19 protein-coding genes, 1 tRNA gene and 1 pseudogene are annotated in these 25,701 nt (G+C 50.6%); 7 read left to right on the forward strand and 14 right to left on the reverse strand.

Annotated elements, in window-relative coordinates:
- Window positions 1-52: 52 nt before the first annotated feature.
- Complete coding sequence (locus tag PCO85_05670; GenBank protein ID WJV54915.1) at window positions 53-607, reverse strand: hypothetical protein; 555 nt, start codon at window positions 605-607, stop codon at window positions 53-55.
- 192 nt (window positions 608-799) lie between these two features.
- Here PCO85_05670 and PCO85_05675 point away from each other — a divergent pair, with 192 nt between their 5' ends.
- Together PCO85_05675 and PCO85_05680 are read left to right on the forward strand one after the other, a co-directional pair.
- Entirely contained in the window at window positions 800-2,299 is a 1,500-nt protein-coding gene (locus tag PCO85_05675; GenBank protein WJV54916.1) for a TraI domain-containing protein, read from the forward strand.
- Between the two features lie 40 nt (window positions 2,300-2,339).
- Window positions 2,340-3,302, forward strand: a complete 963-nt coding sequence (locus PCO85_05680) for a site-specific integrase (GenBank protein ID WJV54917.1) — start codon at window positions 2,340-2,342, stop codon at window positions 3,300-3,302.
- 533 nt (window positions 3,303-3,835) lie between these two features.
- Here PCO85_05680 and PCO85_05685 read toward each other — a convergent pair.
- The 7 genes from PCO85_05685 to PCO85_05715 all read right to left on the reverse strand — a co-directional run bounded on the left by PCO85_05685 (window position 3,836) and on the right by PCO85_05715 (window position 13,550).
- The gene (locus PCO85_05685; protein ID WJV54918.1) at window positions 3,836-4,552 is read right to left on the reverse strand and encodes a SprT family zinc-dependent metalloprotease; all 717 of its coding nucleotides are present in this window, start codon (window positions 4,550-4,552) and stop codon (window positions 3,836-3,838) included.
- Window positions 4,552-7,647: an HsdR family type I site-specific deoxyribonuclease gene (locus tag PCO85_05690; protein ID WJV54919.1), complete on the reverse strand. Its 3,096-nt coding sequence runs from the start codon at window positions 7,645-7,647 to the stop codon at window positions 4,552-4,554. The genes PCO85_05685 and PCO85_05690 overlap by 1 nt, the downstream gene beginning before the upstream one ends.
- Window positions 7,648-7,810: 163 nt before the next feature.
- Complete coding sequence (locus tag PCO85_05695; GenBank protein ID WJV54920.1) at window positions 7,811-8,878, reverse strand: macro domain-containing protein; 1,068 nt, start codon at window positions 8,876-8,878, stop codon at window positions 7,811-7,813.
- On the reverse strand, window positions 8,875-9,531 hold the full coding sequence (locus PCO85_05700; protein WJV54921.1) for a DUF4433 domain-containing protein: 657 nt from the start codon (window positions 9,529-9,531) through the stop codon (window positions 8,875-8,877). Before PCO85_05700 ends, PCO85_05695 begins: the two co-directional genes overlap by 4 nt.
- 12 nt (window positions 9,532-9,543) lie before the next feature.
- The gene (locus PCO85_05705; GenBank protein WJV54922.1) at window positions 9,544-10,833 is read right to left on the reverse strand and encodes a restriction endonuclease subunit S; all 1,290 of its coding nucleotides are present in this window, start codon (window positions 10,831-10,833) and stop codon (window positions 9,544-9,546) included.
- The gene (locus PCO85_05710) at window positions 10,833-13,271 is read right to left on the reverse strand and encodes a type I restriction-modification system subunit M (protein ID WJV54923.1); all 2,439 of its coding nucleotides are present in this window, start codon (window positions 13,269-13,271) and stop codon (window positions 10,833-10,835) included. The genes PCO85_05705 and PCO85_05710 overlap by 1 nt, the downstream gene beginning before the upstream one ends.
- Window positions 13,272-13,310: 39 nt before the next feature.
- Window positions 13,311-13,550 carry a transcription factor gene (locus PCO85_05715; protein WJV54924.1) on the reverse strand — a complete coding sequence of 80 codons (240 nt, stop codon included), beginning with the start codon at window positions 13,548-13,550 and terminating at the stop codon, window positions 13,311-13,313.
- 399 nt (window positions 13,551-13,949) lie between these two features.
- On the opposite strand from PCO85_05715, the gene PCO85_05720 reads away from it, so the two are divergent.
- Together PCO85_05720 and PCO85_05725 are read left to right on the forward strand one after the other, a co-directional pair.
- Window positions 13,950-14,411 (forward strand): hypothetical protein, encoded by a 462-nt coding sequence (locus tag PCO85_05720; protein ID WJV54925.1) that lies wholly within the window; start codon window positions 13,950-13,952, stop codon window positions 14,409-14,411.
- Window positions 14,408-14,629 (forward strand): helix-turn-helix transcriptional regulator, encoded by a 222-nt coding sequence (locus PCO85_05725; protein ID WJV54926.1) that lies wholly within the window; start codon window positions 14,408-14,410, stop codon window positions 14,627-14,629. Before PCO85_05720 ends, PCO85_05725 begins: the two co-directional genes overlap by 4 nt.
- Window positions 14,630-15,535: 906 nt before the next feature.
- Here the strand turns inward: PCO85_05725 and PCO85_05730 are convergent.
- Entirely contained in the window at window positions 15,536-16,795 is a 1,260-nt protein-coding gene (locus tag PCO85_05730; protein ID WJV54927.1) for a tyrosine-type recombinase/integrase, read from the reverse strand.
- Between the two features lie 163 nt (window positions 16,796-16,958).
- Window positions 16,959-17,034 (reverse strand) — tRNA-Phe (locus PCO85_05735).
- A gap of 622 nt (window positions 17,035-17,656) precedes the next feature.
- On the opposite strand from PCO85_05735, the gene PCO85_05740 reads away from it, so the two are divergent.
- Complete coding sequence (locus tag PCO85_05740) at window positions 17,657-19,810, forward strand: ornithine decarboxylase (GenBank protein ID WJV54928.1); 2,154 nt, start codon at window positions 17,657-17,659, stop codon at window positions 19,808-19,810.
- 51 nt (window positions 19,811-19,861) lie between these two features.
- On the opposite strand, the gene ansP is transcribed toward PCO85_05740, so the two are convergent.
- Both ansP and PCO85_05750 read right to left on the reverse strand, forming a co-directional pair.
- Window positions 19,862-21,325, reverse strand: a complete 1,464-nt coding sequence (gene ansP, locus PCO85_05745) for an L-asparagine permease (GenBank protein ID WJV54929.1) — start codon at window positions 21,323-21,325, stop codon at window positions 19,862-19,864.
- 301 nt (window positions 21,326-21,626) lie between these two features.
- Complete coding sequence (locus tag PCO85_05750) at window positions 21,627-22,244, reverse strand: TetR/AcrR family transcriptional regulator (protein ID WJV54930.1); 618 nt, start codon at window positions 22,242-22,244, stop codon at window positions 21,627-21,629.
- Window positions 22,245-22,529: 285 nt separating this feature from the next.
- On the opposite strand from PCO85_05750, the gene PCO85_05755 reads away from it, so the two are divergent.
- Together PCO85_05755 and PCO85_05760 are read left to right on the forward strand one after the other, a co-directional pair.
- Window positions 22,530-23,741 carry a Tm-1-like ATP-binding domain-containing protein gene (locus tag PCO85_05755; GenBank protein WJV54931.1) on the forward strand — a complete coding sequence of 404 codons (1,212 nt, stop codon included), beginning with the start codon at window positions 22,530-22,532 and terminating at the stop codon, window positions 23,739-23,741.
- Window positions 23,742-23,750: 9 nt separating this feature from the next.
- A pseudogene (locus PCO85_05760) lies at window positions 23,751-24,182 on the forward strand (phosphoenolpyruvate hydrolase family protein).
- Window positions 24,183-24,281: 99 nt separating this feature from the next.
- Here the strand turns inward: PCO85_05760 and mltC are convergent.
- Window positions 24,282-25,370, reverse strand: coding sequence for a membrane-bound lytic murein transglycosylase MltC (mltC, locus tag PCO85_05765; GenBank protein WJV54932.1), 1,089 nt, complete (start codon window positions 25,368-25,370; stop codon window positions 24,282-24,284).
- 55 nt (window positions 25,371-25,425) lie between these two features.
- The gene (locus PCO85_05770; protein ID WJV54933.1) at window positions 25,426-25,698 is read right to left on the reverse strand and encodes an oxidative damage protection protein; all 273 of its coding nucleotides are present in this window, start codon (window positions 25,696-25,698) and stop codon (window positions 25,426-25,428) included.
- Window positions 25,699-25,701 lie beyond the last annotated feature (3 nt).

Consider the following 25,701-nt stretch of genomic DNA (forward strand, 5'->3'; position numbering starts at 1 on the left):
AGCGGTTCCTGCAGGCCTTTTCCGTGGCTTTCATCCGTTTCCATGACAGCAGTTAGTGCCTTTTGTCTTTTTTGCGTATCACCAGAACACCACAGTGCACTGAGGGGGAATACCATCGCCATTCCTTCAGGAGTGTCTCAAGCTGAAGTCCTGACCGTTCTGCACGGCCCAATGGCCTTCCCAGGATGCGGTATTGGTAATGCTCTGGGGGAAAGTGGCGTAACAGTCTTGCTAGCCGCCGAGAGCTTAGCAGATGCGATGACAGGATAAGCGAGCGTCCAGGAGAGGCTAAGCCGGTACTGAGCGTGTGTATTAACGCATCCCAAAAATGGTTGATGTCCCTCAAACCAGGCTGGCCAACAGAGAGCCAGGGGTTGAGGTGCAGCCATACTCTGTGTCGTTTTTTCATCAACACGAAAGGGGATTTTCTGAACAACAGCATCACCCGTGATAACGGATTGAGCAGCAATGGGGAAAAATGAAGTATGCCGAACACCACCAATGAGCCTGATGTGATGCCTCTTCCGGTGATGATTAGGGTGATGGCGGCGCAGAGCAAAAGCCAACTGGAGGCAATCGTAGCCAGCAAGAAACGGTCTGATTTCATGCCTGTGTCTTACCTTTGAAAAAACACATTCATGCACATCCCTTTATTTTTCACCCGTTGAAATTCTTCATGCAGATCCAAAAAAAAAGATCAAGAGGTTAATGGAGATAATCAATAAACAGTTCCGGCTTGCCAGGATAACGATAAAGCATAGCGTAATGCCCCTTTACGAGTGATTGATACGGGGCGGCAATGCTAAAGTGGATTGCAGGCAAGCTACATACTCTGACAGTAGATATGTCACATCAGGTTGCTGTGGTATCAGAGAATCTGAATACCGGAGGGTGGTTTTCACCGCAAAATGCCGACGAGCTTCTGTCCACGCGGGCCAGAAAACAGGCGCTACAGCAGCTATGGGACAACAGTCCTTTCTCCCGACAGGTATGGGACGCGTTTTGGCTGGATCCGGTCAGGCGGCTGGCGGTCAGACTACAGCAGTTGCCGGCAGCGTCCACTGGGCCTTACGCCCGTGAGGGAGGCATGCTGGATGAGGCGCTGGAAGTGGCCGTTTGCGCGGTCAGGTTGTCCCGGGGATGGATGCTGCCGCCGGGGGCACCCCCGGAAGAACAGGCTGCACAGAGTGCTGCCTGGTGCACCGCCATTTTCTGGGCAGCATTGCTGCATGATCTGGGCAGCCTGGAGCAGATGGCTGCTTTTCATGAGGATGGTCGCCGGTGGTATCCGGGGGTCGAGGTGCCTGATGCGCCCTGGCGGGTGAGATTTTGTGATCAGACAACGAATTCAGTGGTCCGGGCTGCCACATCGGCTTATCGCTTGCTACCCTGTGAAGGCTTGCGCTGGGTGGCACGCTGGCCGCAACTGATGGACGCGTTGCTGGTTTACCTGTCGGGCGATAAGTCTGCTGCTGCTATCCTTCATGTCGCCGTGAGTGAGGCCCGCGAAAAATGTGGGCTGTTTGCTCAACACACCTCTCTCCTGTCTTCGGTCAACTCTGCAGCAGAAAATCCTGAGTCTTTACGCCAGAGTGCACTTCAGGCGTCTGCCGAACATCCCACCGATGAATTCGTTATCAGCCCCATTGTTTCTGCCAAGAATAATGATAATGACTCTCAGTCGCCGAATGGCGTACCTGTCTCTCTCCCCGGGTCGGAACTGGTCTCTGCCATCAGTCAATCCGAGCCAGTTGATGAGGCCGTATCGGGGACAGATACGCCATTGGAGGGAGGGACGCCGGGGGAATTATTGACGTTGTTGGATAAAATGACCGGCGCTGAACCCACGGATATCTCTGGCTCTGCTTCCTCCGAGAGTCTCTCCCCTGCGGAGGCTCTGCTTCAGCCAATCTCTGACGAGACATTCACCTCGGGAGAGCGTTTCTGGAACTGGCTGATTGATTCCACAGAGGAGGGAACATTAAGCGTTAATGCGCAGGACAGCCTGCTTCATATTATGGCGCAGTATGTTTTCATTCAAACGCCTGATTGTTTTTACCGTTACCTGGCAACGCGGAATAATGCTGAAGCAGATAAAAATGAGGTTCAAAAAACCTTTGAAGCCCTGAACAGGCATTATTCAAGGAATGGCAAGGGGATTTATATCTACAGAAAATATGAGAACGATGGTAGAGAAGGGCGTTTTACAAAAATGTCAGGTTATATGATCCCGGTAGCGCAGGTTTTCAAGAAAGGTGTGGTGCTTTCTGATAGCCCATGGTTGGCACCTAATAAATAAGTATTAATGACATCTTTAATTGAATAATACGGAGAGTGAAATGGATTTGATTAATTATGACGATATATTGCAGGATTATTTTTTCAGTAAGGTATTAAGGCCGGCTACCGAGTTGAGTTATCGAAAGGTTGTTAATTCATTCCGGCGCTATACAGAAGATAAAGTTTTACCTGGTCAGGTCAACAGACTGACCGTGCTGAATTGGCGCCGGTATATATTAAATGAACAGTGTCTCTCATCCATAACATGGAATAACAAAGTCGCGCATATGCGGGCGATTTATAATCATGTATTACAGCAACAAATCATTCCCCTGAAAGACAACCCTTTTAATGGCGTTGTTGTCAGACCCGATATTAAGCGTAAAAAAACGCTCACTGAGTCAGAGATCAAGAAAATCTATTTACTGCTGGAGGCCAGGGAAAAAGAGGAGGGCCTTGGCATTACTGAGAAAATACGCTCTGCACTGCGGCCTGCGTGGTATTGGCTTAGCGTAGTAGATACGCTTCGCTATACGGGGATGCGACAAAATCAGCTGCTCAATATTCGTCTGGAAGATGTTCAACTCGAGGAAGGGTGGATAAATTTACGATCAGAAGCGTCTAAAAATCACCGAGAGCACCGGGTTCCAATCACCCGATTACTGCGGCCCAGACTAGAACGACTGATTATGGTTGCCACAGAACGCGGCGCAACACACAGTGATATGTTGTTTAACGCAAGCCGGTTTGATGGACGAAAAAACATGCTAACTGACGTTATGGCTTATCAACCGCTGCGTGCTTTCTTCCGTCGGCTCTCGAAGGAGTGTCAGTGCACCATCACCCCGCACCGGTTCCGGCATACCATTGCTACCGATATGATGAAATCACCCGATCGTAACCTGAAAGTGGTTCAGACACTCCTTGGACATTCAAGTGTTGCGGTCACACTGGAGTATGTCGAAGGAAATATGGACAGTTTACGGTTGGCATTGGACGAGGTATTTGACAGACAGGGATAATACCAGGTCAGATCCAGGTGACTGAAAGCAAAAAATGGCGCTTTCCTTTACAGAAGATTGACACTACCGGTAGGAAACTGTAAGAATTCTCATCGGAAGGACGAGAGAAAGCTAGAAAGTGTTTACAGACACTCTCTAGCTTCTTAGTCCCGAGTGTTCAACAATCGATGCGATAAGCATATTTATCACATGAAGTCGATTCGGGTACTTATGTCATGCCCGTTAAGGATCTCATCCCTTAACGAACAGGCTCTGAAGATGGTGCCGGACTCGGAATCATACTCACGATTAACTTACTGTTGGTTATTGGTTTTATTGAAACATCGTCCAAACAGCGCCCCCACTAAAGCCCCCATAAAAAATCGCTTTTTTTTTGCGATGGTTGTCATGAAAAGCTGCCTGCGCGATTTATCACGTCGCACGCCTTCACATCAGAAAGTTTAAAAAGTCTCCTCACTGTCGCGCCACAATAGACAAAATCACCAATAAATAAACTTAAACAACAACGAACACCTGAACTCAATAAGAGACCGTCAATATTCCCATGCTTCAAACGCCAGCGGCATCATATTTAGCAAGTCCCGCCGCTCACGCCAGTTAGGGATAAACCGGTCCATATGCAGACGAAAACGCTCGTTATGATGACGCTCCAGAAGATGAACCAGTTCATGCACCAGAATATACTCCAAACATTCCGGCGGCTTCTTGACCAGTTCCAGATTGAGCCAGATCCGTTTTGTTGTGGTATTACAGGTGCCCCAAAAGGTTTTCATCTTTTTGATGCCCCAGAATGTCGGGGAAACGCTGGTTCTTGTCTGCCATTCGGGCAGTAATTTGGCAACCTGCTGTTTCAGTTCATGTCGATAAAACTCGTTTAATACCAGCATTTTATTGTCATTGCTGGTTCCCGGCTGGACATAAAGCTGGAGTTTATTATTTCCCGCAATTTTCACCTCATGACGTCCCTGACGCTCGATCACAAACAAGCGATATTTACGACCCCAAAGATAGTGGCATTCTCCGCTGACCATCTCCCGCTCGGACTGGCGTGGCTGTCTGGCGAAATCCTGCTGTTGTTTTCGGATCCAGCGAAAGCGGGATGCGACCGCCATTCGTATCGCCGTTTCTGTCATGTGTTCCGGGGCTGAAACGCGGACTTTGCCGTCAGGCGGCAGGACGCTGATATGCAAGTTCTTAATCGCTTTACGATTGATCTGTAAGCGCAGCGTGCCTATCTGCATGACCTGCATCAGTGGTATTCCTTTTGCTTGCGGGCAAGCTCAAGAACGTCATCAATATTTACGTTATAACTGGCGGTTTCTTCGCGCAGTGCACGGGCAAGCTCTCTTTCCTTAAAACGATCGCCAATCCACTCCGCTTTTTTGGTATAGCGGATTGTCGTATCAATACGGGTTGCCAGCACCTCGTCATGACCGAAATTATCATAGAACGCGCGTTTCGCCTGTGTGTCCATTGAGTTAGGGTAGGATGCTCCGTTGGTTTGTTCTGGGCGTATGACCTGCTTGCTCAAATCCCGGATACGTTCCAGATACTGCTGATAATCAAGCGCATTCTGGCGGCGAAGAGTAATCAGTTCATCCAGCAACAGCGACATGCGCCCGTAGTATTTCGGGTTCACCGGGTTTTCATCCACGATGGTTTTACGAACGTTGTTTTCGATGGTTTCTGCCATCGCATCCTGATTATTGCGGATCTCGTCCGGCAGAGCAGCGGTTGCTGCTGCGCCTTTTTCAACAATCAGCTCAATCAAGCTTAACTCTTCGAAATCCATCAGCACTTCGCTACCGTCGGCGCGAACGTACATATCCAGCAGGTGGCGCATGGCGGGCTCAAAGCGCTTCATGTCCAGCAGATCGCCGCTGGTCAGTTTAATGTCGTAGCGCAGTCTCTCGAATTTAGCGACTTCGGCGCGAATGCTTTCCACTTCCTCATCGGTATAACCCGCTTCCTGCATTTCATTTGCTAGGTTGGCGTAAGTGCGCAGCAGGCGGGCGACATTCTGGTAGAACGACAGGCGCAGCGCCTCTTTTTCGCCTAATATCGTCTGGTTTTCCCCCGACTGGCCGCAGAAATAGTGCTGGTAGTCCGGCAAATCGCGCGGTGCCCTGACGGGTTCGCACAAGCTACGAACCACTTCCAGCGCGCTGTCGAGATCCAGCTTTGCCTGCTCCAGACGATTTTTCAGCAGGCCATCAACATCATCCCGATCATAATCGTCAAACGCGCCCGTGGTGTAATCGGTTATCGCTTTATCCAGAGAGCGGAACAGATCTTTATAATCGATAATATAGCCGTATTCTTTATCTTCCCCATCCAGCCGATTTACCCGACAAATCGCCTGAAACAGCGTATGGTCTGTCATGGTTTTATCAATATAAAGATAGGTGGCAGACGGTGCATCAAAGCCGGTCAGCAGCTTATCCACTACGATAAGCAGACGCATTTGCCCCGGTTCATTTATAAAGCGCAGCTTAACGTCCCGCTCGAATTCGGCTATACGCCCAGCAATCTTCTCTTCGCTTTGTTCAAAATAGTCAGCCAGCATTTTGCGATAGGTCGAGAATTTGTACAGTTTCTCGGTCAGGCCCGCGCCGGTTTCTTCACCTTTGATACTGGCAGCATCGGGACGGAAGCTGGTTACAATCGCCACTTTTCCCGCCAGATCGGTCTGGCTGAACATCTCGTAAACCTTACAAGCCTGATACACGCTGCTGCATACCAACATGGCGTTACCGCGTCCGTCCATCAGTCGTGGGCGGGTATCCATATCCAGCAGAATATCGTTAACAATCTGCTCCAGCCGTGACTTACTGGACAGCAGTTTCTGCATTGAGCCCCATTTCTGCTTAAGCTGGGTTTTGGCCAAATTCGACAGGCCGCGCGTTTTGGCCTCAAACCAGTCATCAACCTTTTTCTCAGACGTCAGATACTGGTCAATATCGCGGGCCTCATAGCGCAGATCCAGCACCACGCCGTCGGCCACTGCTTCATCAAACTTATAGGTATGGATATAAGGGCCGAACACCTCCACTGATTTCTTTTTATCTTTCTTCATCAGCGGCGTGCCGGTAAAACCGATAAACAGGGCTTCCGGCAGAATAGCGGTCATCGCGTTATGTAATTTACCGGACTGTGTGCGGTGGCATTCATCGACGAAGACGAACAGGTCGCCTTTAGCGCGGAACGTTTTGGTCAGGGATTGCTGCAACTCGGTGATGAAGTCGTCGGTTGCCGCAGTGTCTTCTACTTCACTACGACGACCGAATTTATGCACCAGCGAGCAGATGAGCCATGGGTTAGGGTGATTGAGCGTCGCGATAAGATCGTTACCGCTGGAGGTGCGATAAATCTCTTCATCCACACCCATAAACACGCTTTCGATCTGTTCATCCAGCTCGGTGCGGTCGGTCACAATCAGCACGCGTGAATTCGGCACATTTTCGCGGATCCACTTCGCCAGCCAGACCATCGTCAGGCTTTTTCCCGATCCCTGTGTGTGCCAGATGATCCCGCCTTCACGACGGGCAATATGCTGTTTAGCCGCCTCGACGCCGAAAAACTGATTATGGCGGCAGAGTTTTTTCACTCCAAGGTCAAAGGCCATGTAGTTATGGACGATATCCAGCAGCCTTGACTTGTTGCAAAGGCGGCTTAAATGAAAGTCGAGTTTATGCGTATATGCATCGGTATTCTCTTCTTTCCATTCCAGATAATATTTTTCCGGCGTTTCGATGGTGCCGTAGCGCAGTCCCTGCGTATCGTTGCCCGCCATGACCAGTTGCATGGTGGTAAAGAAATTGCGGATAAAGGTTTTCTTTTGATTGTCGAGATTCTGGCGGATGCCTTCGCTGACGTGGACAGACGAGCGTTTAAGTTCAATCACGCCCAGCGCGATGCCGTTAACGTACAGCACCAGATCCGGGCGTTTGCTGTACTCGCCTTTTACCGTCACCTCGTCGGCTATGGCGAAATCATTGGCTTCAGGATTTGCCCAGTCAATCAGCCACACGGTCTGATTCTGCTCACCCGCGCCTTCTTTTTCCTTCACGCCGTAACGCAACAGCCGATAGACCTCTTTATTGGCGTAATACAGCTTCTTGCCTTCGCCCAGCGCGGCGGCGGAATCCAGTTGCCGAAGCACGCGGGTAATCAGCATATCGCTGACGCCACGCCGTTTCAGCCACGCGCTCAGTATGTCCGTGTCGATATTGCTGTCACCGGCATATCCAGCGCTCCGCCCCAGATAGCGATATCCTAAATCCTTAACAAAAAACTGAATCAAACGCTGCTGTGTGGCGCGTTCGCGCTGGCCTATGGTGCTCAAAAGGCGCTCTCCTTAGAGCCTGTCCCACCAGGCTATTTTATTTGCCAGACTGGACTTGGGCAGTGCTCAAAATCCTCACGTACAGTGTGTACGCTCCGGTTTTTCCGCGCTGTCCGCATCCAGTCTGACTGCAACAATTACGCCTGCTGGGACAGGCTAATTTTCAGCAATGGAACTCCATCACGCGGTTTATGGCGAATTGCAGATTCTTATCGTCAAATAGCTTCATCTTACGGCTGGCCCAGCGTTCACCGGCAGGCCACTGGTGCAGCCCCTCTTTCACGGAATCCAGCGTGGGCTGACATTGTCCTCGGGTCAGCAGCCAGTCAACGGTTGCCAGCAGCTCCAGACCAAACGGCGATTCAAAGCCGTCAATCAACTGGCTGACCTGCTCAAGCGCCGGTAGCCACTCTTTGGCCTCGTTGTTCAGCCAGAGGTGGACGTGTTCTTTTTCCCGATCGTTGAACCAGATCACATCCAGCGGTTGGCTGTCCGGGATGCGTTTCTCGGCTTTCAGATAGGTGCCATCCAGCGCGTTAAGCAGATGATTCAGGTTGGGGGCATATGGGCCGTAATAGTGCGCCTCAAACCGTAGTTTTAGCACGTCTTCCTGCTGATGCTGTTCAATGGCGCGCTGCAACAGCCATGCCAGCTTCTGAATTTCCAGCAGGCTGCACTCCATCCCCAGCACCCAGTAACGGCGCACCAGTTCAGCGATCATCGCTCTGGCGGGAGTGAGCTTTTTTACACCGGTGTTCTTAGCTACGTTCTGGTATTTTTCGGTAGGCTCATAAATCAGGATTTCCGTGCCCGGAAGGTCGCCCAGCGCAGATTCAATCCGCGCCCGAACGTCCGGCCAGTTCAGTCCTCCGTTGCCCGCGCCCAGCGGAGGAATGGCGATGGACCGCACGTTTTCTTCGATCAAAAAGCGGCGCAAGTCCTGCAAGCCGTCTTCAATCCACTCCATGCGGGAGTCGGCGCGCCAGTGCTGTTTGGTGGGGAAATTGACAATCCAGCGCGGCCCCATCAGTTCGCCGGTTTCGGTAATGAACATCTTGCCGGTCATCACCTGCTTTTGCTTGCAGGCGAGGGCATAGGCTTTCATATTGTCGGGGAAGCGCTCTTTGAACATCAGCGCGATGCCTTTGCCCATGACGCCGACGGTATTAACCGTATTCACCAGTGCTTCCACGGGCGCGTCCAGTAAATTGCCTTGTGTATATGTCATCATGAGAAGTACCACCCGGCCCGTGTGTGAACGGGCATTGACAGATTGCGTTGCGATAGCCACTGCTCTAATTGTAACCTGACGCCATCGTTGTAACAAATCATCCCGCCCAGCAGCGTGATAGGGCAGTGCTGCCAGATTAACGCCTCGGCCTGATAGCGTTCAAATTTGGCTGGGTCGTCCGGATCGCGCCGGAAATCCCGCGCCTGTAAGATAGGCCAGTCGATCTGATTCAAGTCGTCCAGACGGGTGTAGTAGTTGACCCAGTTATAGTAAGCGTGGCTGTCGGTAAACACGAAAGGGACATTTTGCGACGCCACGTGCCGCAGGCTGCTGACCAGAATGACGATTTCTTCATTAGGACGCTGCTTAATGCCGCCGCGCCCGCTGTGGATATTCATCAGCATCGGCGAGAAGGGAGTAAAGTAAAACGGCACATAGTCATGCAGCGTCCCGCCCGTCCCGGCAGGCACCGGATGCCCGGCGCGCTTATCGATAAGCTCCGGGTTGCCGATATTGATCCAGTTTACAGCCTGTACCGGGCTGTTGCCGCAGTGCAAGCCGTTATCCAGTATCCACGGGATATTGTCCCGATGGACAATGCGCCAGATCAGGGCTTTTTCCGGGTTGAGGTTGGCGCTGTAGTCATAAGCCATGTGCTTTCCCTTCTATATTAAACGGGTTTTCCCGGTTAACAGTTCCTGCATCATCCCCTGTTTAAGCTGACGGGTTTTGTTCAGACGCTGTTGCAGAGTTTGAATGTCCTTGTCCATATCGGAGAGGATGGCAGCGATAGCGGTTTGTTCTTCTTTTGGAGGAACAGGAATGGGGATTATTTTCAGGTTGTTCTTCGATACCCCAAAGACCTTCATACCCGTTGCCAGTCGGTCAATGCAAGCTTTAACGGCACGAATACAATGTAAGTAGCCCCGAAAACCGTCTACAAATATATTATTCACATCACGCAACAAATAAGTATGTAATCCCGCAACTATTTTATTATCCCTTACACCTTGAATCTCAATACTTTTCCCTATACCAGCATAGTCTTCTGAGGCATCAGCCATAATAATGTCACCATCTTCGATAAACGAAGAAGACACCAATTCGCTTGATATTCTGGGGATAGTATTACTTTCCAAATTTAGATTGTTGGTCCATTTCGTGTGGATGTCACCATAATGAATATATCCATACTCTCCATTATCAGAAAGATCACTTCTTGCATTTGTCGATGTGGATAGAAATGAAAACACCTGACCGTAGGTTGAAATATCCCAGTCCTCAGGAGTATCCCCCAACTCACTCTTTTTATATCCCTTCGCCGTCCCATCTCCCCACATGGCAAACTGTGGCAAACGGGTTTTACCAGTCAGTAGTTGCTGCATGGTGGCTGTTTTTATGGCCTGTTTTTTTGAGAGTAATTTTTCCAACTTGATAATAAGTGTGTCAATTTCTATCAGAACATTGGCAATGCTATTTTGTTCATCTTCCCTAGGTACTGCTATAACAATTCTTTTGAGTAATGAACCTGTTATAAGTGGTTGCCCGGATCCAAAAATCAAAGAGTTAATATTTTTTTGAAGCAAAATATAATAAAATAATGAAATGTTATATTGAGGCTTAATCTTAACTATAAGTGTATTATCGGAAACACCGTATTCCCCTGTCACAAAGTTTAATCTACCAGCGTTAGCCCCAACACGAGCAATGAGTAATGCATTACCTTCATATTCTCCAGATTTACAAGTGCCGATTAAACCTGTTGAACCATAAAGCGGATACTCTCCGTTGCTTTGCGTGTTTGTCTTCCCTGAGGCTATAGAAATTGATAATTCCCCTAAAGAGTAAACACCCCAATCCTCCGGAATCACCCCCACCTCAGTCAGCTTAAACCCCGCAGGTACTCCTTTCACCGCTGCACCCGACTGTTGTTTGTCCACAATTAATTCCACCATCACCACACCAGTCCCATCGCTCGTAAATGCCCGGCCACTTTCTCGCTCAACGCTTCAACGGACGCTTCCAGCACCGGTAACGGCTCGGCATAGCGCTCTTCCAGCTCCTTCACGCGCTCCGCCAGTTGCTGGGTGATACGCTCAATCTCTGCCTTAATCCCGGCCTGCAACGTCGCCAGCCATTTGTCCTGCACCACCAGCGCTTTGATTGCCGCTTCATCCAGCGTGGGATAATGTTTAAACACCGCGCGATCTAGTGCTTCCTGTGCGGCTTTCAGTGCTTTTTTCGCATTAGCCTCTGCTTTAATCAGTGCCAGACAACGGTTCAGCGCCGCCAGTTCATCCGGGTCGGCGGTGATTTTCTTCAATTTTGTCAGGCGGGCATTGACCAGCTTTTGCGTCACCTTATCCTTGTCATTCCTTGCATCGGCCAGCAAATCGTCTTCCCCTGCCGACTCCTCGACAAACTCAGCTAACTGACGGCTGGCTTCTTCACTGCGTTCTTGTGCGTGGTTCAGCGCATCCAGCAGTTCCGGGAAACAACGAATTTCCACCAGTGAACGAGGCAGCACGTCGGCCTTGTAGCGCCGCTTGTCAAATTCAAAATCGTGCACCTCTTTCCAGATGTTTTTACCGTCCTTACCCTTAGCTGGCAGGATCTCACGCAGCGAAGCGGCGGCTTTCCAGCCGTCCTGCGTGATCACATATACATCGTCCTGCATGGTGTCGGCCCAGTAGTCCATCAGGATCTGGTACACGCTGTATTTATTCAGCAACTCGCTGTTAGCATACTGCGACAGCAGCATCTCGCCGATATCGTGGATCAGCGCCTTGGGTTTATCGCCCTTGCCGATCTCATTCAGCGCCGCCTCTTTTACCCATGCCTTAAATGGCAGCAGGCTGCGAGTGGCAAAATCCCTAAATTCCTGATGCGCCAGAATGGTCGGTTTAACCTGCCGGGCTTCTACCTGCGCGCGACAGTAGCCGGGGCGAGCGTCAGCAAACAGCACGTTGCGCAGGGTAGGGAATACCCGCCAGTAGTCCTGTAAAGCATCAACATCGCGCGCCGGAATGCCGCCCTGTAGGTGTGCGGTCAGATCGTGCAGATCTTCCGGTTCGCCGCCGTCGATATAGCGGGGGATATTAAGGTTATAATCATTCCCGGCGATGTCACTTAACGGCACCATCCGGCTGTATCCGGGCACCGTGCGCTGGTGGTTGAATACGTCCACGATGCGATGAATATCCCGGCTGCGCAGGCGGTTCTTGTTGCCGTCCTTGGTAAACCCTCGGCTGGCGTCGATCATAAAAATGCCTTTGCGGCTGTGGGCGTGCTCTTTGTCAATCACGATAATGCACGCCGGGATGCCGGTGCCGTAAAACAGGTTGGCAGGTAAGCCGATAATGCCCTTGATATAGCCTTGCTTGATCAGGTTTTCGCGGATATTCGCTTCGGCGTTGCCGCGGAACAGCACGCCATGCGGCAGGATCACCGCCCCTTTGCCGGTGCTTTTCAGGCTCTTGATAATATGTAGCAGAAAGGCGTAATCACCGTTCTTCTCCGGCGGAATACCCCAGACGAAGCGTTCAAACGGATCTTTTTTCGGATCCAGTCCGCTGGTCCAGTTTTTATTGGAAAACGGCGGGTTGGCCACGGCGAAATCGAAGGCTTTCAGCTTGCCGTTGGCTTCTTTCCACTGCGGATCGCTCAGGGTATTGCCCTGCCAGATTTTAGCGGTGGCATTGTTGTGCAGGATCATGTTCATACGCGCCAGTGCGCTGGTGGCGTTGTCCATTTCCTGCCCGAAGATCGACAGCCCGCGACGCGTTTCGTCGCTGACTTTCAACAGCAGCGAGCCGGAACCGCAGGTGGGGTCGTATACCGTGGCATCCTGCGGCGTATCGGCCGTAATGCCGATCACCTTCGCCAGAATACGCGACACCTCTGCTGGAGTATAAAATTGTCCCTTACTTTTACCGGATTCGGTGGCGAAGTGGCGCATCAGGTATTCATAGGCATCGCCCAGCAGATCGTCGCCATCGGCCCGGTTGCTGGAAAGATCCAGCCCCTCGAAGATACCGACCAGCTTCGTCAGGCGGTCAATCATCTCCTTGCCTTTACCAAGCTTGTCTTCATCGTTAAAGTCGGCCTCGTCAATAACGCCTTTCAAATCGTTCTCTTCCGCCAGCTTGCGGATGATTTTGTTAATTTTATCGCCGATTTCTTTATCGTTTTTCAGCGCGATCATATCGTCAAAGCTGGCCCTTTTCGGGATAACGATCATCCCGTAAGGATCGCCTTTATATTTGTCAGAAACGTACTTCATAAACAGCAGGGTCAGCACATAGTCCTTGTACTGGCTGGCGTCCATCCCGCCGCGCAGTTCATCACAGCTTGCCCACAGAGAGGAATAGAGTTCGGTTTTTTTGATAGCCATTAAATATCTCGTTTCGCGCGATGACGTGCCGTAAGCGGGTTACAGCAGATCGGTGTTCAGACCGGCGGCTTTCAGCCGACGGGTTAAGTTACGCATTTTGCTGAATTCAGTGCCAAGGCTTTGACTCAGACCGGTGCCTTCGCAAAAGGCTTTTGCCGTAATGTGTTCCAGCTCGTCGGCATATTTGATCATTTGCAGATGCAGCTCGACGGTGTACTGGTTACGCGGGGCTTTGTCCAGTGCCTGCTTAATATGGTGGTAGATGTCCTGTTCATTCATACTGTATGGGTGACTAAAGGTGTATTAGCTAATTTGGCTAAATTAGCTAACTACAATATTAGGTTCAAGCATTTTGATGACTGGCGTATTTGTTTGCACAGTTTATGAGCGTAGAAAATCGCTTGCGGTTAATTCATCGCCGCGCTATCTTTTACCCGTACCTGCAAAATCAGGTGCCGGGATTGGTCTCCCGAATACCATACTGGCGACATATGACGCGTCTTGCGTCTTTTTTTATGTCGTATGCTTAGCTATACCGAATTATGGTGGGCTGAGCGGGGGCACCGCAAGGTGCGCCGGTTCCAGTATGGCCGGTAAGACCAACTCCGTTCAGTCCACCACCCGCAAGATTGGTCTCTTCGGTGGTGGTTTAAACATCACATACTGGAGGCTGCCATTATGGCTACAACCCTCACCCAGACTCACCCGTTACTTACCCTTCCTTTCAGCGCTGCCACGGATTTCACCGTACTGGCCGGTCACTGCGAAAACTTTGCCGAAATTCTGATTGAAAGCGACGATCCGGCGCTGAGGCTGGCGCTCTGCGGGCGGCTTGCCGCCTGTCTTGCGCTGTTGAGGCCCACGTTGAATCAGCCCGTTCCTCGCCATCTGTTCGAAAGCCTCACCGTTGATACCCTTCCCGCCGTCTCTCCCTGTTTTGATCCCAATTCAGAGTTACTTTGTGATTACTGCCTTGTGCTGGCGCAGCTTTTGACAGGACGGGCGCTGTCGCCGGAGGCGGAGCGGATGTTGATCGGTCTGCTGGCTGAACTGGTCTGGTATTTTGCCGCTGAACTGGAAGCCCCGCGCTGGATACGTACTGCTGATGGCGTGAAGTGTATTAATGAGGGGGAGGCATGAACCAACAGGATTGGCATCCCGCCGATATTATTGCGGCACTGAAAAAGCGAGGAACAACACTGGCGGCGGTTTCGCGTAACGCGGGACTGGCCTCTTCCACGCTGGCAAACGCGTTAACAAAACACTGGCCGAAAGGAGAAAAGCTGATTGCGGAAGCACTGGGTGTTTCGCCTGCGGAAATCTGGCCTTCCCGTTACCGCAAGTCAGAAAATCGTTAAAGTAAAACAGGATCTCCCGAACCGTTATCGAACTAGGTCGGTAACGGTTCGGGAGAAGGCAAGCGAAGCGCGACAGTTTACTTTTTTTGTTCGCCCCATGCTCTCACCTCATGACTTCGCCCTATGGTATGGGGCGAATGTATGCGGCGAGCGCGTGAGGCGAATGCAGTGGCAGCAATGCAGCCCTGTGCCGGAAAATACATTTCCCGACACAAAACGGCGTGCGCCAGTTCATGCGGGCTGGACGCCCTTATTACCTGGCACATGGGGGTAATGTCGCGGCTGGACGCCACGCCAAAACCCCCAAGGTCAACGGCGGCACACCGTCGCGCGCTACGCGCGACCAACCCCTTTAAGACGCGCGTTTTAGCCTGTTATTTCTCTTTCTCGCAAGCTCGATGCGAAATAACGGGAAACGCGGCTTTAAATGGGTTGGTCGCGCCACGCTACCGGCTTGTGGCCGGAGACTTATCGGCGACGGTGTGCGGGGCAAGCCCCCCAAATAAACCGACGCGTGGGCGCGTCTTTTTGCTCGCTGGGGCGGCAAAATTTATTCGGCTCCCCCCCCGGCCTGCTCGGTTCCCCTTGGGGGCGAACGCTCGCGGGTGGGTTCGGGCGACGCAAATTAGCCATTTCTACGAAATGGAATTTACTCGCCTCACGTCACTTTTTAATTTCTGCTGTTCGCATCCATTAAAAAGCCATACAAGCGCGCCCTGTCATAACGCTTGTCCCTGTAAACACAGGTAATTGCGATGGTGAAAAATCCGCTGTTTTATCAGGGATGTTCGGTGCACGCTCTGCTGCGCTCCGCCTCAGCTCTGATACAACAGCAGCGTGGAGAAACAAGATAAGCCGCCTCTTTTCGATCAGATGCGGCTTATTCCATCGGAATATCAGTCTGGCTCAGGCAACCTTAATCGACTTCTCAAAGCGATAAGCCGGGATGAATTTCTGCCGACAGGCATCGAGATAATCTGACCACCATTGCATCATCTGAGTCCGTTCGTCGAGGTGTTCCGCTTTGTGAATATAGGCGGCGCGAACGTGGTTGCGCTCCTGATGGCTCATCTGCCGCTCCACGGCATCTTTTGACCAGCGGCCAGATTCAATCAATGCGCTACAGGCCATTGTGCGAAAGCCATGCCCGCAGATGTCCGCCTGCGTATCATAGCCCATTGTGCGCAGCGCCTTGTTGATGGTGTTCTCACTCATTGGCTTACGCGCATCGTGATCGCCCGGAAAGAGCAAATCCCCGTTGCCGGATAGCAGCTTGAGCTGTTTCAGCACCGTTACCGCCTGTTTTGACAGCGGCACCAGATGCGGCGTTTTCATTTTTGCGCCGCGCTCTGAGTGATGCACACCCGTAATGGGCTCACGCTGTGCGGGAAGTGTCCACATGGCATTATCCAGATCGATCTCTGTCCAACGGGCAAAACGCAATTCGCTGGAGCGGATAAAGATCAGCAAATTAAGCTGTACCGCCAGCCGGGTTAATACTCTGCCTGAATAGCTTTCAATGCGCTCCAGCAGTTCCGGTAACTTTTCCAGCGGCAGGGCAGGGTAATGATTTTTCGGTGGTGGGGTGATAGCGCCGCAGAGGTCATTGGCCGGATTGCTGGCAATCAGTCCTTCTTGTACGGCGTAACGCATGATGACTGTCGTGCGTTGCTGTATACGTGCAGCCGTTTCCAGACAACCCTTTTTCTCTGCCACCCGTAGCGGGATCAGCAGATCGGCGGTTTTCAGGTCGGTGACAAGGGCATTGCCGATGAGCGGGAAAACGTGTAGTTCCAGTGAACGCAGGACTTTGGCGGCGTGTGCCTCACTCCAGCGAATGTTCGCGGCCACCCACTGACGAGCAATGGCTTCAAAGGTATTGCCGTTTTTCTTCGCCTGTTTGTCGTGCTGTTTTTTTACGCCGGGATCGTCTCCTGCGCTGAGAATAGTTCGGGCTTCTTCACGCAGTTTACGGGCACTGGCAAGCGAGACTGTCGGGTAAGCGCCAAACGCCAGCTTCTTCTCCTTGCCGCCGAAGCGGTACTTAAGATGCCAGAGTTTAGAACCGTTAGGTTTGATTAGCAGGTATAGACCCTGTGCGTCGCTGAGTTTGTAAGGTTTATCGAGCGGCTTGGCGTTGCGGATGGCGGTATCAGTCAGAGGCATGGCGGGGGCTCCGTAGTTTATCGAACCGACAGGCCCCCAATTAAGCCCCCAAAAACTACGGATGTCAAAAAATCTGGTAGTACCCATTGGTACTCCAGATTCTTTTTAACTTACTGATTTTTTAACGTTCCCGGACGCATAAGGACATCCTGAAACTAAATTTTGGTGCCCGGACTCGGAATCGAACCAAGGACACGAGGATTTTCAATCCTCTGCTCTACCGACTGAGCTATCCGGGCAACGGGGCGCATTAAACCGTATATCACTAACGTCGTCAACGGGTTTCTGTCACAACTCGGTACGGTTGCTCTATTTTCAGTCACTAATGCTGTATTAGTCATCAATACGGGTAATGGATGACACCCGTCGGTACAAAATGAGTGTTATACCACTTGGTAATCCGTCCTGATGAGTGAGTCTGTTTTCTTGAATTTGACCTAAAAGAGTGCCACTATTGCGCGGTTTATGACTTTCCATTCACTCGTGGTTATAGAGGGCCGCTGATATGCCAGATTCAATGCTCATGGTGCGGAAACAATGTGCCAGAACTTTGATGATGTCACAGTATGCCGGTGGTTCTGTTTCTGCTTTCTTCACTCCCCGTTTATCCTTTGTCACCATGCGGTGAAGCATAATGACGCTCACTGTTAGGCATGATTAAAAATAGAGTAACTCCTCTGATTTTACTGATGTCTATCGGATGGTGCTGATCCCAGTTTTCCCATTCGTTATCGGCAATTTAACGCTGTAGATCATGCATTTGTCGTGATTGATTGGCATTGTAGTTGGTTGGGAACCTTATTCCTGCACTGTGTCTTTTAGGCACGTACACTCATCCTTAACCGTTTTGGGTTTGGTTACATGAAACAGTTAAAAATTGCGGCTAATGCGGCGATTGCCCCCCGTATAATCACAACGCGTCCGATTGTGGCGTTGAGTCAGACCGATTTTACCGATATCGCCGCTGTAGTCGTCTCGGTGGAAGAAGCGCGCAGCGGCATTTTGTCGGTGCTGCATCACACCGGTTTTGCTATTCCGGCTTTTGTGGCGCGGGAGCAAACGAATGACAGTCTGGAAATGCTGCCACCTGGCAGTGAGTGGTTGTGGCTGGATGAGTCTGGCGAACACGCAGAAATTCTGGAACAGGCAGCGGAAGGTTATCAGCGCGCGCTGTTGCCACCTTTCTTTGGTCGGCTGATCAAATATGCCGCTATGGGAAATAGTACATTTGCCTGCCCGGGACATCAGGGAGGGCAATTCTTTCGCAAGCATCCGGCGGGCCGTCAGTTTTATGAGTTTTATGGCGAAAATGTGTTCCGTTCGGATATCTGTAATGCCGATGTCAAACTAGGCGATCTGCTGATTCATGAAGGGGCCGCTAAAAAGGCGCAAAAGTTTGCTGCCCGGGTATTTAACGCGGATAAAACCTATTTTGTGCTGAACGGGACCTCGGCAGCCAATAAAGTGGTGACTAATGCACTGCTGACCCGTGGCGATCTGGTGTTGTTTGACCGTAATAACCATAAATCTAACCATCACGGCGCGTTGATTCAGGCTGGCGCTACACCGGTTTATCTGGAAACGGCGCGAAATCCGTTTGGCTTTATTGGCGGTATTGATGCGCACTGTTTTGATGAAACCTATCTGCGTGAGCTGGTGCGGGAGGTCGCGCCGGAACGTGCTGATGAACAGCGTCCTTTCCGGTTGGCGGTGATTCAGCTTGGTACTTATGATGGCACCATCTATAACGCCCGTCAGGTGGTGGATAGTATTGGCCATCTGTGTGATTACATCCTGTTTGATTCCGCGTGGGTGGGATATGAGCAGTTTATTCCGATGATGGAACAGTGCTCTCCGCTGTTGCTGGAACTGAACGAGAATGATCCCGGTATTTTCGTTACTCAGTCGGTACACAAGCAGCAGGCTGGTTTTTCCCAAACGTCACAGATCCATAAAAAGGATACTCACATTAAAGGGCAGAAGCGGTTTTGCAACCACAAACGCCTGAACAATGCGTTTATGCTGCATGCATCGACCAGTCCGTTTTATCCGCTGTTTGCCGCGCTGGATGTCAATGCCAAGATGCATGAAGGTGCTGGTGGCCGTCGTTTATGGCTGGAGTGTGTCAAGTTAGGGATCGAGACTCGCAAGCAACTGTTGGCGTGCTGCTCACTCATCCGGCCGTTTGTCCCGGTCAGTGTCGGCGGGATCCACTGGCAGGATCACGAAACCGACGTAATGGCGCAGGATGTCCGTTTCTTCAATTTCAGGCCGGGTGATCGCTGGCATTCGTTTGAAGGTTATGCGCCGGAGCAGTATTTTGTCGACCCCTGTAAACTGTTACTGACCACCTCAGGAATTGATGCGCTTACCGGTGATTACACCCCATTTGGTATTCCGGCCACAATTCTGGCGAATTATCTGCGTGAACACGGCATTATCCCGGAGAAATGCGATCTTAATTCCATTCTGTTCCTGCTAACGCCAGCGGAAGATAGTGTCAAGATGCAGCATCTGGTGCAGGCTCTGGTTCGTTTTGAGCAGTTGATTGAACAGGATGCACCGCTGAGTAGCGTGTTGCCGGGGTTGTATCATAAATATGAGCAGCGTTATGAAGGTTACACGCTGCGCCAGTTATGTCAGGAAATGCATAATTTTTATGTCAGCCATAATGTGAAACTGCTACAAAAAGCGATGTTCCGTAAATCCTCTTTCCCTGAAGTGGTGATGTTGCCGCAGGAAGCCAATAGCGCTTTTGTCCGGGGCGATATCGAGTTCATTGCGCTGGATGAAGCTGAAGGTCGTGTTGCGGCAGAAGGCGCATTGCCTTATCCACCGGGAGTGCTTTGTGTGGTGCCGGGAGAAGTATGGGGCGGCGCGGTACTACGTTATTTCCTGGCGTTAGAGGAGGGAATCAATCTGATGCCGGGTTTCGCACCGGAGTTGCAAGGGGTTTACAGCGTGGCGCAAGACGATGGCAGCAAGCGACTGTATGCACATGTGATTGCACAGTAAGCACCACATAACCAACCCAGATAATCCCCGGGAATTCCCGGGGTTTTACGCTCAATTGACCAGACTTTTGTGCTCAGCATCCGGCCGGTTGACCTCTTTTTGCCGTTTGCGCAAACCATACCAGCCAGCAATCAACACCAATGCTAATATGGGAATGGTGGCGATAGTCCAGGTTCCATTCGGGTAGTCCATTGCCATCAGAACCAATACCCCTAGCAGGAATGCCAGTGTCAACCAGGAGGTTACTGGTGCACCGGGCATTCTGAACGATACGGGTTTGGCTTTTCCTTCCCTGATGGCCTGTCGTAGTTTCATTTGACAGATGATGATGAACCCCCAGGAGCAGATAATGCCGAGGGATGCGATATTCAAAACAATTTCAAATACCTGTGATGGCACGATGTAGTTCAGGAATACACCAATGATATAAATACCCACCGTCACCAGAATGCCGGTATAGGGTACGGACTGGCTACTCATCTTGGACATGAACTTCGGTGCGGAGCCGCCGAGCGACAAGGAACGCAGAATGCGACCAGTCGAGTAAAGCCCAGAGTTAAGGCTGGAAAGCGCGGCTGACAATACCACGAGATTCATGATAGTACCGATGTAGGGTATACCCAGTTTGCTGAAGAAGGTGACAAACGGACTTTCTCCAGCTTGATAGGCATTCCACGGCAGCAGGCACACCAGCAGGATCACCGAGCCTACGTAGAATAAGCTGATGCGCCAGATAACACTGTTCACCGCTTTGGGTAACATATTTTCCGGATCTTTGCACTCTCCGGCGGCGGTACCGATCAGCTCAATGCCAGCAAAGGCAAAAATAACGCCCTGAACCAGAACTAATGCAGGTAACAAACCGTGTGGGAACATGCCGCCATTGTCGCTGATCAAATGAAAGCCGGTGGGATTACCACCCAGCATCTTGCCGCTTCCGAGAAACAGGGTTCCGACAATCAGAAAGAGGGAGATCGCCGCGACTTTGATCAGTGCAAACCAGAACTCCATTTCCGCAAACCACTTTACGCCGATCATATTCATGGTGGTGACAATACCCAGCGCACTTAACGCAAATACCCATTGAGGCACATCAGCAAAAGTGCCCCAGTAATGCATATAAAGCGCGACCGCGGTAATGTCGACAATCCCTGTCATCGCCCAGTTAAGAAAGTACATCCATCCTGCTACGTAGGAGGCTTTTTCCCCCAGGAATTCCCGTGCGTAGGAAACAAAACTTCCGCTGGAAGGGCGATGTAGAACCAGCTCTCCCAGCGCCCGCAGAATAAAGAACGAAAATATCCCGCAGACCAGATAAACCAGAGCCAGTGCCGGTCCTGCCATTTGCAGACGGGCGCCTGCGCCAAGAAACAATCCGGTACCGATGGAACCGCCAATGGCGATCATCTGTACCTGGCGGTTTCCCATGCTTTTGTGATATCCCGCTTCATGTGAGTCCAGCCAGCGCCGTTTCGCGGCATGGTGCTCGGTATCTGTATTTTTATGCTGATTCATTACCGGTTTAATTCCCTTGTCTGTCATTCAGGAGTCTGAAATTGATGTTTTATTTTAATCAGTTAGCTGTAAATCAGGTTTTCTGCGCGCCGTACAACCCGAACCAACAGGGAGGGCGGCGTTAAAAACGTCAGCGATGCTACCTTTTCTTAACAAGGGAGGCAAAAATTGTCTGGATTGGTAAAGAATCGAAATAAGAGGGTTATAAGAGAAATACGTAGAAAGCCAGAATAACTTGATTAAATAAGGTATTTCTATGGTTTTTCTGGCTGTGTAATCAATTAATCATAGCATTTGCTTATTACTGTGACGATATGTTTACGGCCTTGTTGGCGTCTTCTTCAGCCTGGCGTAAAATTGCCTTGGCCACCCATTGGGTGACATCCTGAACTTCGCCATTGTCCAAGTTCCAGATATCTTTCAAAACCAGAAACACCTCAGAGCCGTAAATCAGTGACAGAGCATAAATGACCCGCTGTTGCTCCTGTTCCGTGATCTTACCTGTCAAGGGTTCGGTCGCCAGTTGGAGCAATCGCTTGCGATTACCACGAACCAGTCTGTCACCATGCTGGCGGTTTGCCTGACGATCTGCCCATTGTTGCAGCGAAAGCTGCAATGCCGCCCGCAATGCACCTTCATGCTGAAACATCCGTGGATAGGCGAAGCTCAGTAGCTCGGCAACCCGTAATTTTGCATCAGGCTGGGTAGGATGCCAGGCGAGAATTGGCCCCAGGCTTTCAGCGACTACAGCAGAAACCAACGCACTTTGAGTAGGAAAATAGCGATACGCTGTCGCACGGGAGAGCTGTGCTTCGGCGGCGATGTCGGTAATCGAAGGAAAAACTTCCTGATCGAACATTTTTATGGCGGTTTCAATCAACAGCCGGCGGGTTCGTGCTCGTGTGGATGTGAGTGTCATTTCCTGTCCAGTCACGTAGGCCTCATTATTTTTATCACGCTATGGTCAGACAGCAGGCCGCTGTATTGACGGCAATATAATAAAATGGGTGATACACCTGCCATGTCAACTTTTACGCTACAACATACAGTAACGACAATATTTTTGTGAGACCTCAATCTCATTTGATTGTTTAGCGATTTGCGATATTGATACGGCAGTCTCATTATGTATTGATAATAAAATTACTTAACATGCTAATTATTAAGTGTTTTTATAGATTAACCAGATGTAGGAAAGGAGTCAATGGGGAAGGGATCAGGTAGTATTTATATTGCAACTACATCAGATACTAAAGGAAAAGAACTGTTTTACATCCGAGATCTGATTGCGGCAACCGGACTTGATACTGTCACTGTTGACCTTTCTACCAAGTCGTTGACTGAGGATGCGGGAACTGATATCAGCGCTGGCACTGTGGCGTCTTATCATCCACAGGGGGCAGCAGCGATATTCTGCGGTGACCGTGGATGTGCGATTAGCGCCATGGCGCAAGCGTTTGAGCGTTTTATGCTATCTCGTGAAGATGTCGCAGGTTTGTTAGGGTTGGGAGGATCCAGTGGTACCGCGTTGATCACTCCGGCGATGCAGGCTCTACCCATTGGCTTGCCCAAGCTGATAGTTTCAACCATGGCGTCGGGCGACATTTCAGGTTACATCGGTGCTAGCGATATCAGCATGATGTACTCGGTTACCGACGTATCCGGCCTGAACCGAATTTCTCGTCAGGTGCTGGGCAATGCTGCGCACCAGATGGCCGGAGCCGTGAAGTTCCGTACGCAGCAAAACCATGATGATAAACCGGCGCTGGGGCTGACCATGTTCGGCGTCACTACACCTTGCATTCAGGCTGCCTGCCAGGCGCTGGAAAACGATTTTGACTGTCTGGTATTCCATGCTACCGGCAGTGGTGGTCGGGCAATGGAAAAACTGGTGGATAGCGGTTTGTTGGCGGGTGTGCTCGACCTTACGACCACCGAAGTGTGTGATTTATTATTTGATGGTGTATTGGCCTGTACGCCGGAACGTTTTGATGCCATTGCCCGAACACAACTGCCATATGTCGTTTCCTGTGGCGCATTGGATATGGTGAATTTCGGCCATCCTTCCACCATCCCTGAAAAATACGCCGGTCGGTTATTTTACAACCACAATGCGCAGGTCACTCTGATGCGTACTACGGTGGAAGAGAATATCGCTATGGCGAAATGGATTGGTAACAAGCTTAACCATTGCGAAGGCGAAGTTCGTTTTCTGATCCCGGATGGCGGTTTTTCTGCACTGGATGCTCCTGGCCAGGCATTTTGGGATCCGTCGGCACAAAAGGCCTTTAGTCAGACGTTGGAAATGACAGTAAATCAAACGGAGAAACGGCAGATAATCCACTTGCCGTATCATATTAACGATCCTTTGTTTGCCAGCGCGGCAGTGGCTGCGTTTAGGGCTCTGTTCAAATAAGGAGAAAAAATGTCTGTGCAAAATCGTCAACAGTTGTTGGCAACATTTCGGGAGATGATTGCCTGTCGTGAACCGATTATCGGTGGAGGAGTTGGTATGGGTCTGTCGGCGAAGTGTGAAGAAGTGGGTGGCATTGACCTGAACATCATATAACTCAGGTCGTTATCGAATGGCCGGACGTGGTTCGTTGGCGGGTTTGCTGGCATACGGCAACTTCCGCGGACCGGTATGGGGTACGCTCTGGAAGTGGACATGATCCGTCTGGCGCATGAGCAAAATATGCTGACCACACCTTATGTATTCAGTGCGGAAGATGCGCAATACATCATGGAACACTGTCCACAATGTGATGGTTTTTATGGTGCCAGTTCGATGGAACGTCTACCGACAGAAATAGCATTAACGGATACTACAAAGCAGTTCAAGAGCATCACGCGTTAATATTTTTAGGCTGATTATTTGCCAACAACGGGGAAAATATAGCCAGCAGGGTATTCCTGCTGGCTATATCATTTGTGACTATACCCGTCATCTTGAAATCTATTGGGTATAGCGGCCAAGCCGGTAGTTCTTTTGCGCCAAATTGACCTTGTACAGATAGTGGCGTGACTCGGCAGACGGGTGACGTGTTACCAGTGTCTGGTAGATTTCACTTGGCGACATCCCGTTAATGATATTCACCGCTTTATTCTTATCATTGGAGAATACTCGCAGTACGCTGCCTGCACCGCCATTGTAAGCGCTAATCATGGCGTAACGCCGTGATGTGGGGTTCTCAATGCCCGCCAGATAGACATTTTTCAGAATCGACAGATAAGCGGTGCCCGTGTCAATATTCTTTTCCGGGTCAAACAGATAGCTGCGACTCGGTTTTCCCCATTTTCCTCTCATCTTGAATACGTCGCGTCCGGCGCTATGTTGAACGACCTGCATTAATCCCAGAGCGTCGGAATTGCTCACGGCATAAGGGTTAAAACTGGACTCTGTCTGCATGATGGCGAGAATCAGTGAGGAATCAATACCGTAGCGCTCAGATGCCTGGCGCACGATAGGCAGATACTTGTGAGCACGCTTATCAAGGTGGTTAGGCACTAACTGGATAGTAACAGACCAGATAACATGCAGCCCGGAGGTGCGGCTTTGCAGTTTGGTCTGAAGCAGATAATCGGCAAAGGCACCGGCTCGGCCTTCCCAGCGAATCGGTTGCCCGGTGTTATCCAGCACCTGACCGTATAACATCGGTTCACGACTGATCTGGATATCATTGGCATCGGAATACAGGTCAGTGTTGCTGGCATCGTCTCCCATCAATAGCGTGGTGATAATCGCCTGACGCAGGCTAGCTCGATAGTCGGTGGCTGAAATCGTCTCGACGGTAATTGTCCCCGTCTCAAAGTTGATATGGCTACGTGTCAGATATTGATCGGAGTATTTTACGTAGTCTTTGGGGCCGGCTATCAGCACTTCATTGATGCCCCAGATGTTTTCAATATTGTTGGCAAATTGCCCCATCAGAATATCAAAAGCGTTGGTATCTTTGATAAAAGCTTCGTTGTCAACGTACCCCTTTTTACTGGAGCAGGAGATCAGCAATGGGGCGACGAGCAGCAAAACTAACAGTTTCTTCATCGTATAAAACCGTATAGGGATAGGGACGAATTCAAGGCCATGGGTCCTTCACTAATCAATGGTCTGGCGGAGTATATCCGTCAATGTGAACGTCCTGCCCCTCGAACAGGAATTTCTCCATCTCCTGTTCCAACAATTTGCGGTGTTCAACATTCATCATGCTGAGTTTTTTTTCATTAATCAGCATGGTTTGTTTGGTTTGCCACTGTGCCCAGGCTGTTTTGGAAATGTTGTTATAAATGCGTTTTCCCAACTCACCGGGGTACAATTGAAAATCCAGTCCTTCGGCGTCTTGTTGTAAAAAAGTACAAAAAATCGTTCTACTCATGCT

Origin of the sequence: Prodigiosinella aquatilis, assembly GCA_030388725.1 — a bacterium.
Classification (GTDB): domain Bacteria; phylum Pseudomonadota; class Gammaproteobacteria; order Enterobacterales; family Enterobacteriaceae; genus Prodigiosinella; species Prodigiosinella aquatilis.

Bases quoted from the DNA above. Each gene is read 5' to 3' on its own strand.
- PCO85_05705 (WJV54922.1), bottom strand. From the start codon at position 10,833: ATGGTGGAATTAATTGTGGACAAACAACAGTCGGGTGCAGCGGTGAAA.
- PCO85_05740 (WJV54928.1), top strand. From the start codon at position 17,657: ATGAAACAGTTAAAAATTGCGGCTAATGCGGCGATTGCCCCCCGTATA.
- PCO85_05685 (WJV54918.1), bottom strand. From the start codon at position 4,552: ATGCAGGTCATGCAGATAGGCACGCTGCGCTTACAGATCAATCGTAAA.
- PCO85_05755 (WJV54931.1), top strand. From the start codon at position 22,530: ATGGGGAAGGGATCAGGTAGTATTTATATTGCAACTACATCAGATACT.
- PCO85_05720 (WJV54925.1), top strand. From the start codon at position 13,950: ATGGCTACAACCCTCACCCAGACTCACCCGTTACTTACCCTTCCTTTC.
- PCO85_05700 (WJV54921.1), bottom strand. From the start codon at position 9,531: ATGGCTTATGACTACAGCGCCAACCTCAACCCGGAAAAAGCCCTGATC.
- PCO85_05715 (WJV54924.1), bottom strand. From the start codon at position 13,550: ATGAATGAACAGGACATCTACCACCATATTAAGCAGGCACTGGACAAA.
- PCO85_05670 (WJV54915.1), bottom strand. From the start codon at position 607: ATGAAATCAGACCGTTTCTTGCTGGCTACGATTGCCTCCAGTTGGCTT.
- PCO85_05750 (WJV54930.1), bottom strand. From the start codon at position 22,244: ATGACACTCACATCCACACGAGCACGAACCCGCCGGCTGTTGATTGAA.
- PCO85_05680 (WJV54917.1), top strand. From the start codon at position 2,340: ATGGATTTGATTAATTATGACGATATATTGCAGGATTATTTTTTCAGT.
- PCO85_05695 (WJV54920.1), bottom strand. From the start codon at position 8,878: ATGATGACATATACACAAGGCAATTTACTGGACGCGCCCGTGGAAGCA.
- PCO85_05730 (WJV54927.1), bottom strand. From the start codon at position 16,795: ATGCCTCTGACTGATACCGCCATCCGCAACGCCAAGCCGCTCGATAAA.
- PCO85_05710 (WJV54923.1), bottom strand. From the start codon at position 13,271: ATGGCTATCAAAAAAACCGAACTCTATTCCTCTCTGTGGGCAAGCTGT.
- PCO85_05770 (WJV54933.1), bottom strand. From the start codon at position 25,698: ATGAGTAGAACGATTTTTTGTACTTTTTTACAACAAGACGCCGAAGGA.
- PCO85_05675 (WJV54916.1), top strand. From the start codon at position 800: ATGCTAAAGTGGATTGCAGGCAAGCTACATACTCTGACAGTAGATATG.
- ansP (WJV54929.1), bottom strand. From the start codon at position 21,325: ATGAATCAGCATAAAAATACAGATACCGAGCACCATGCCGCGAAACGG.
- mltC (WJV54932.1), bottom strand. From the start codon at position 25,370: ATGAAGAAACTGTTAGTTTTGCTGCTCGTCGCCCCATTGCTGATCTCC.
- PCO85_05725 (WJV54926.1), top strand. From the start codon at position 14,408: ATGAACCAACAGGATTGGCATCCCGCCGATATTATTGCGGCACTGAAA.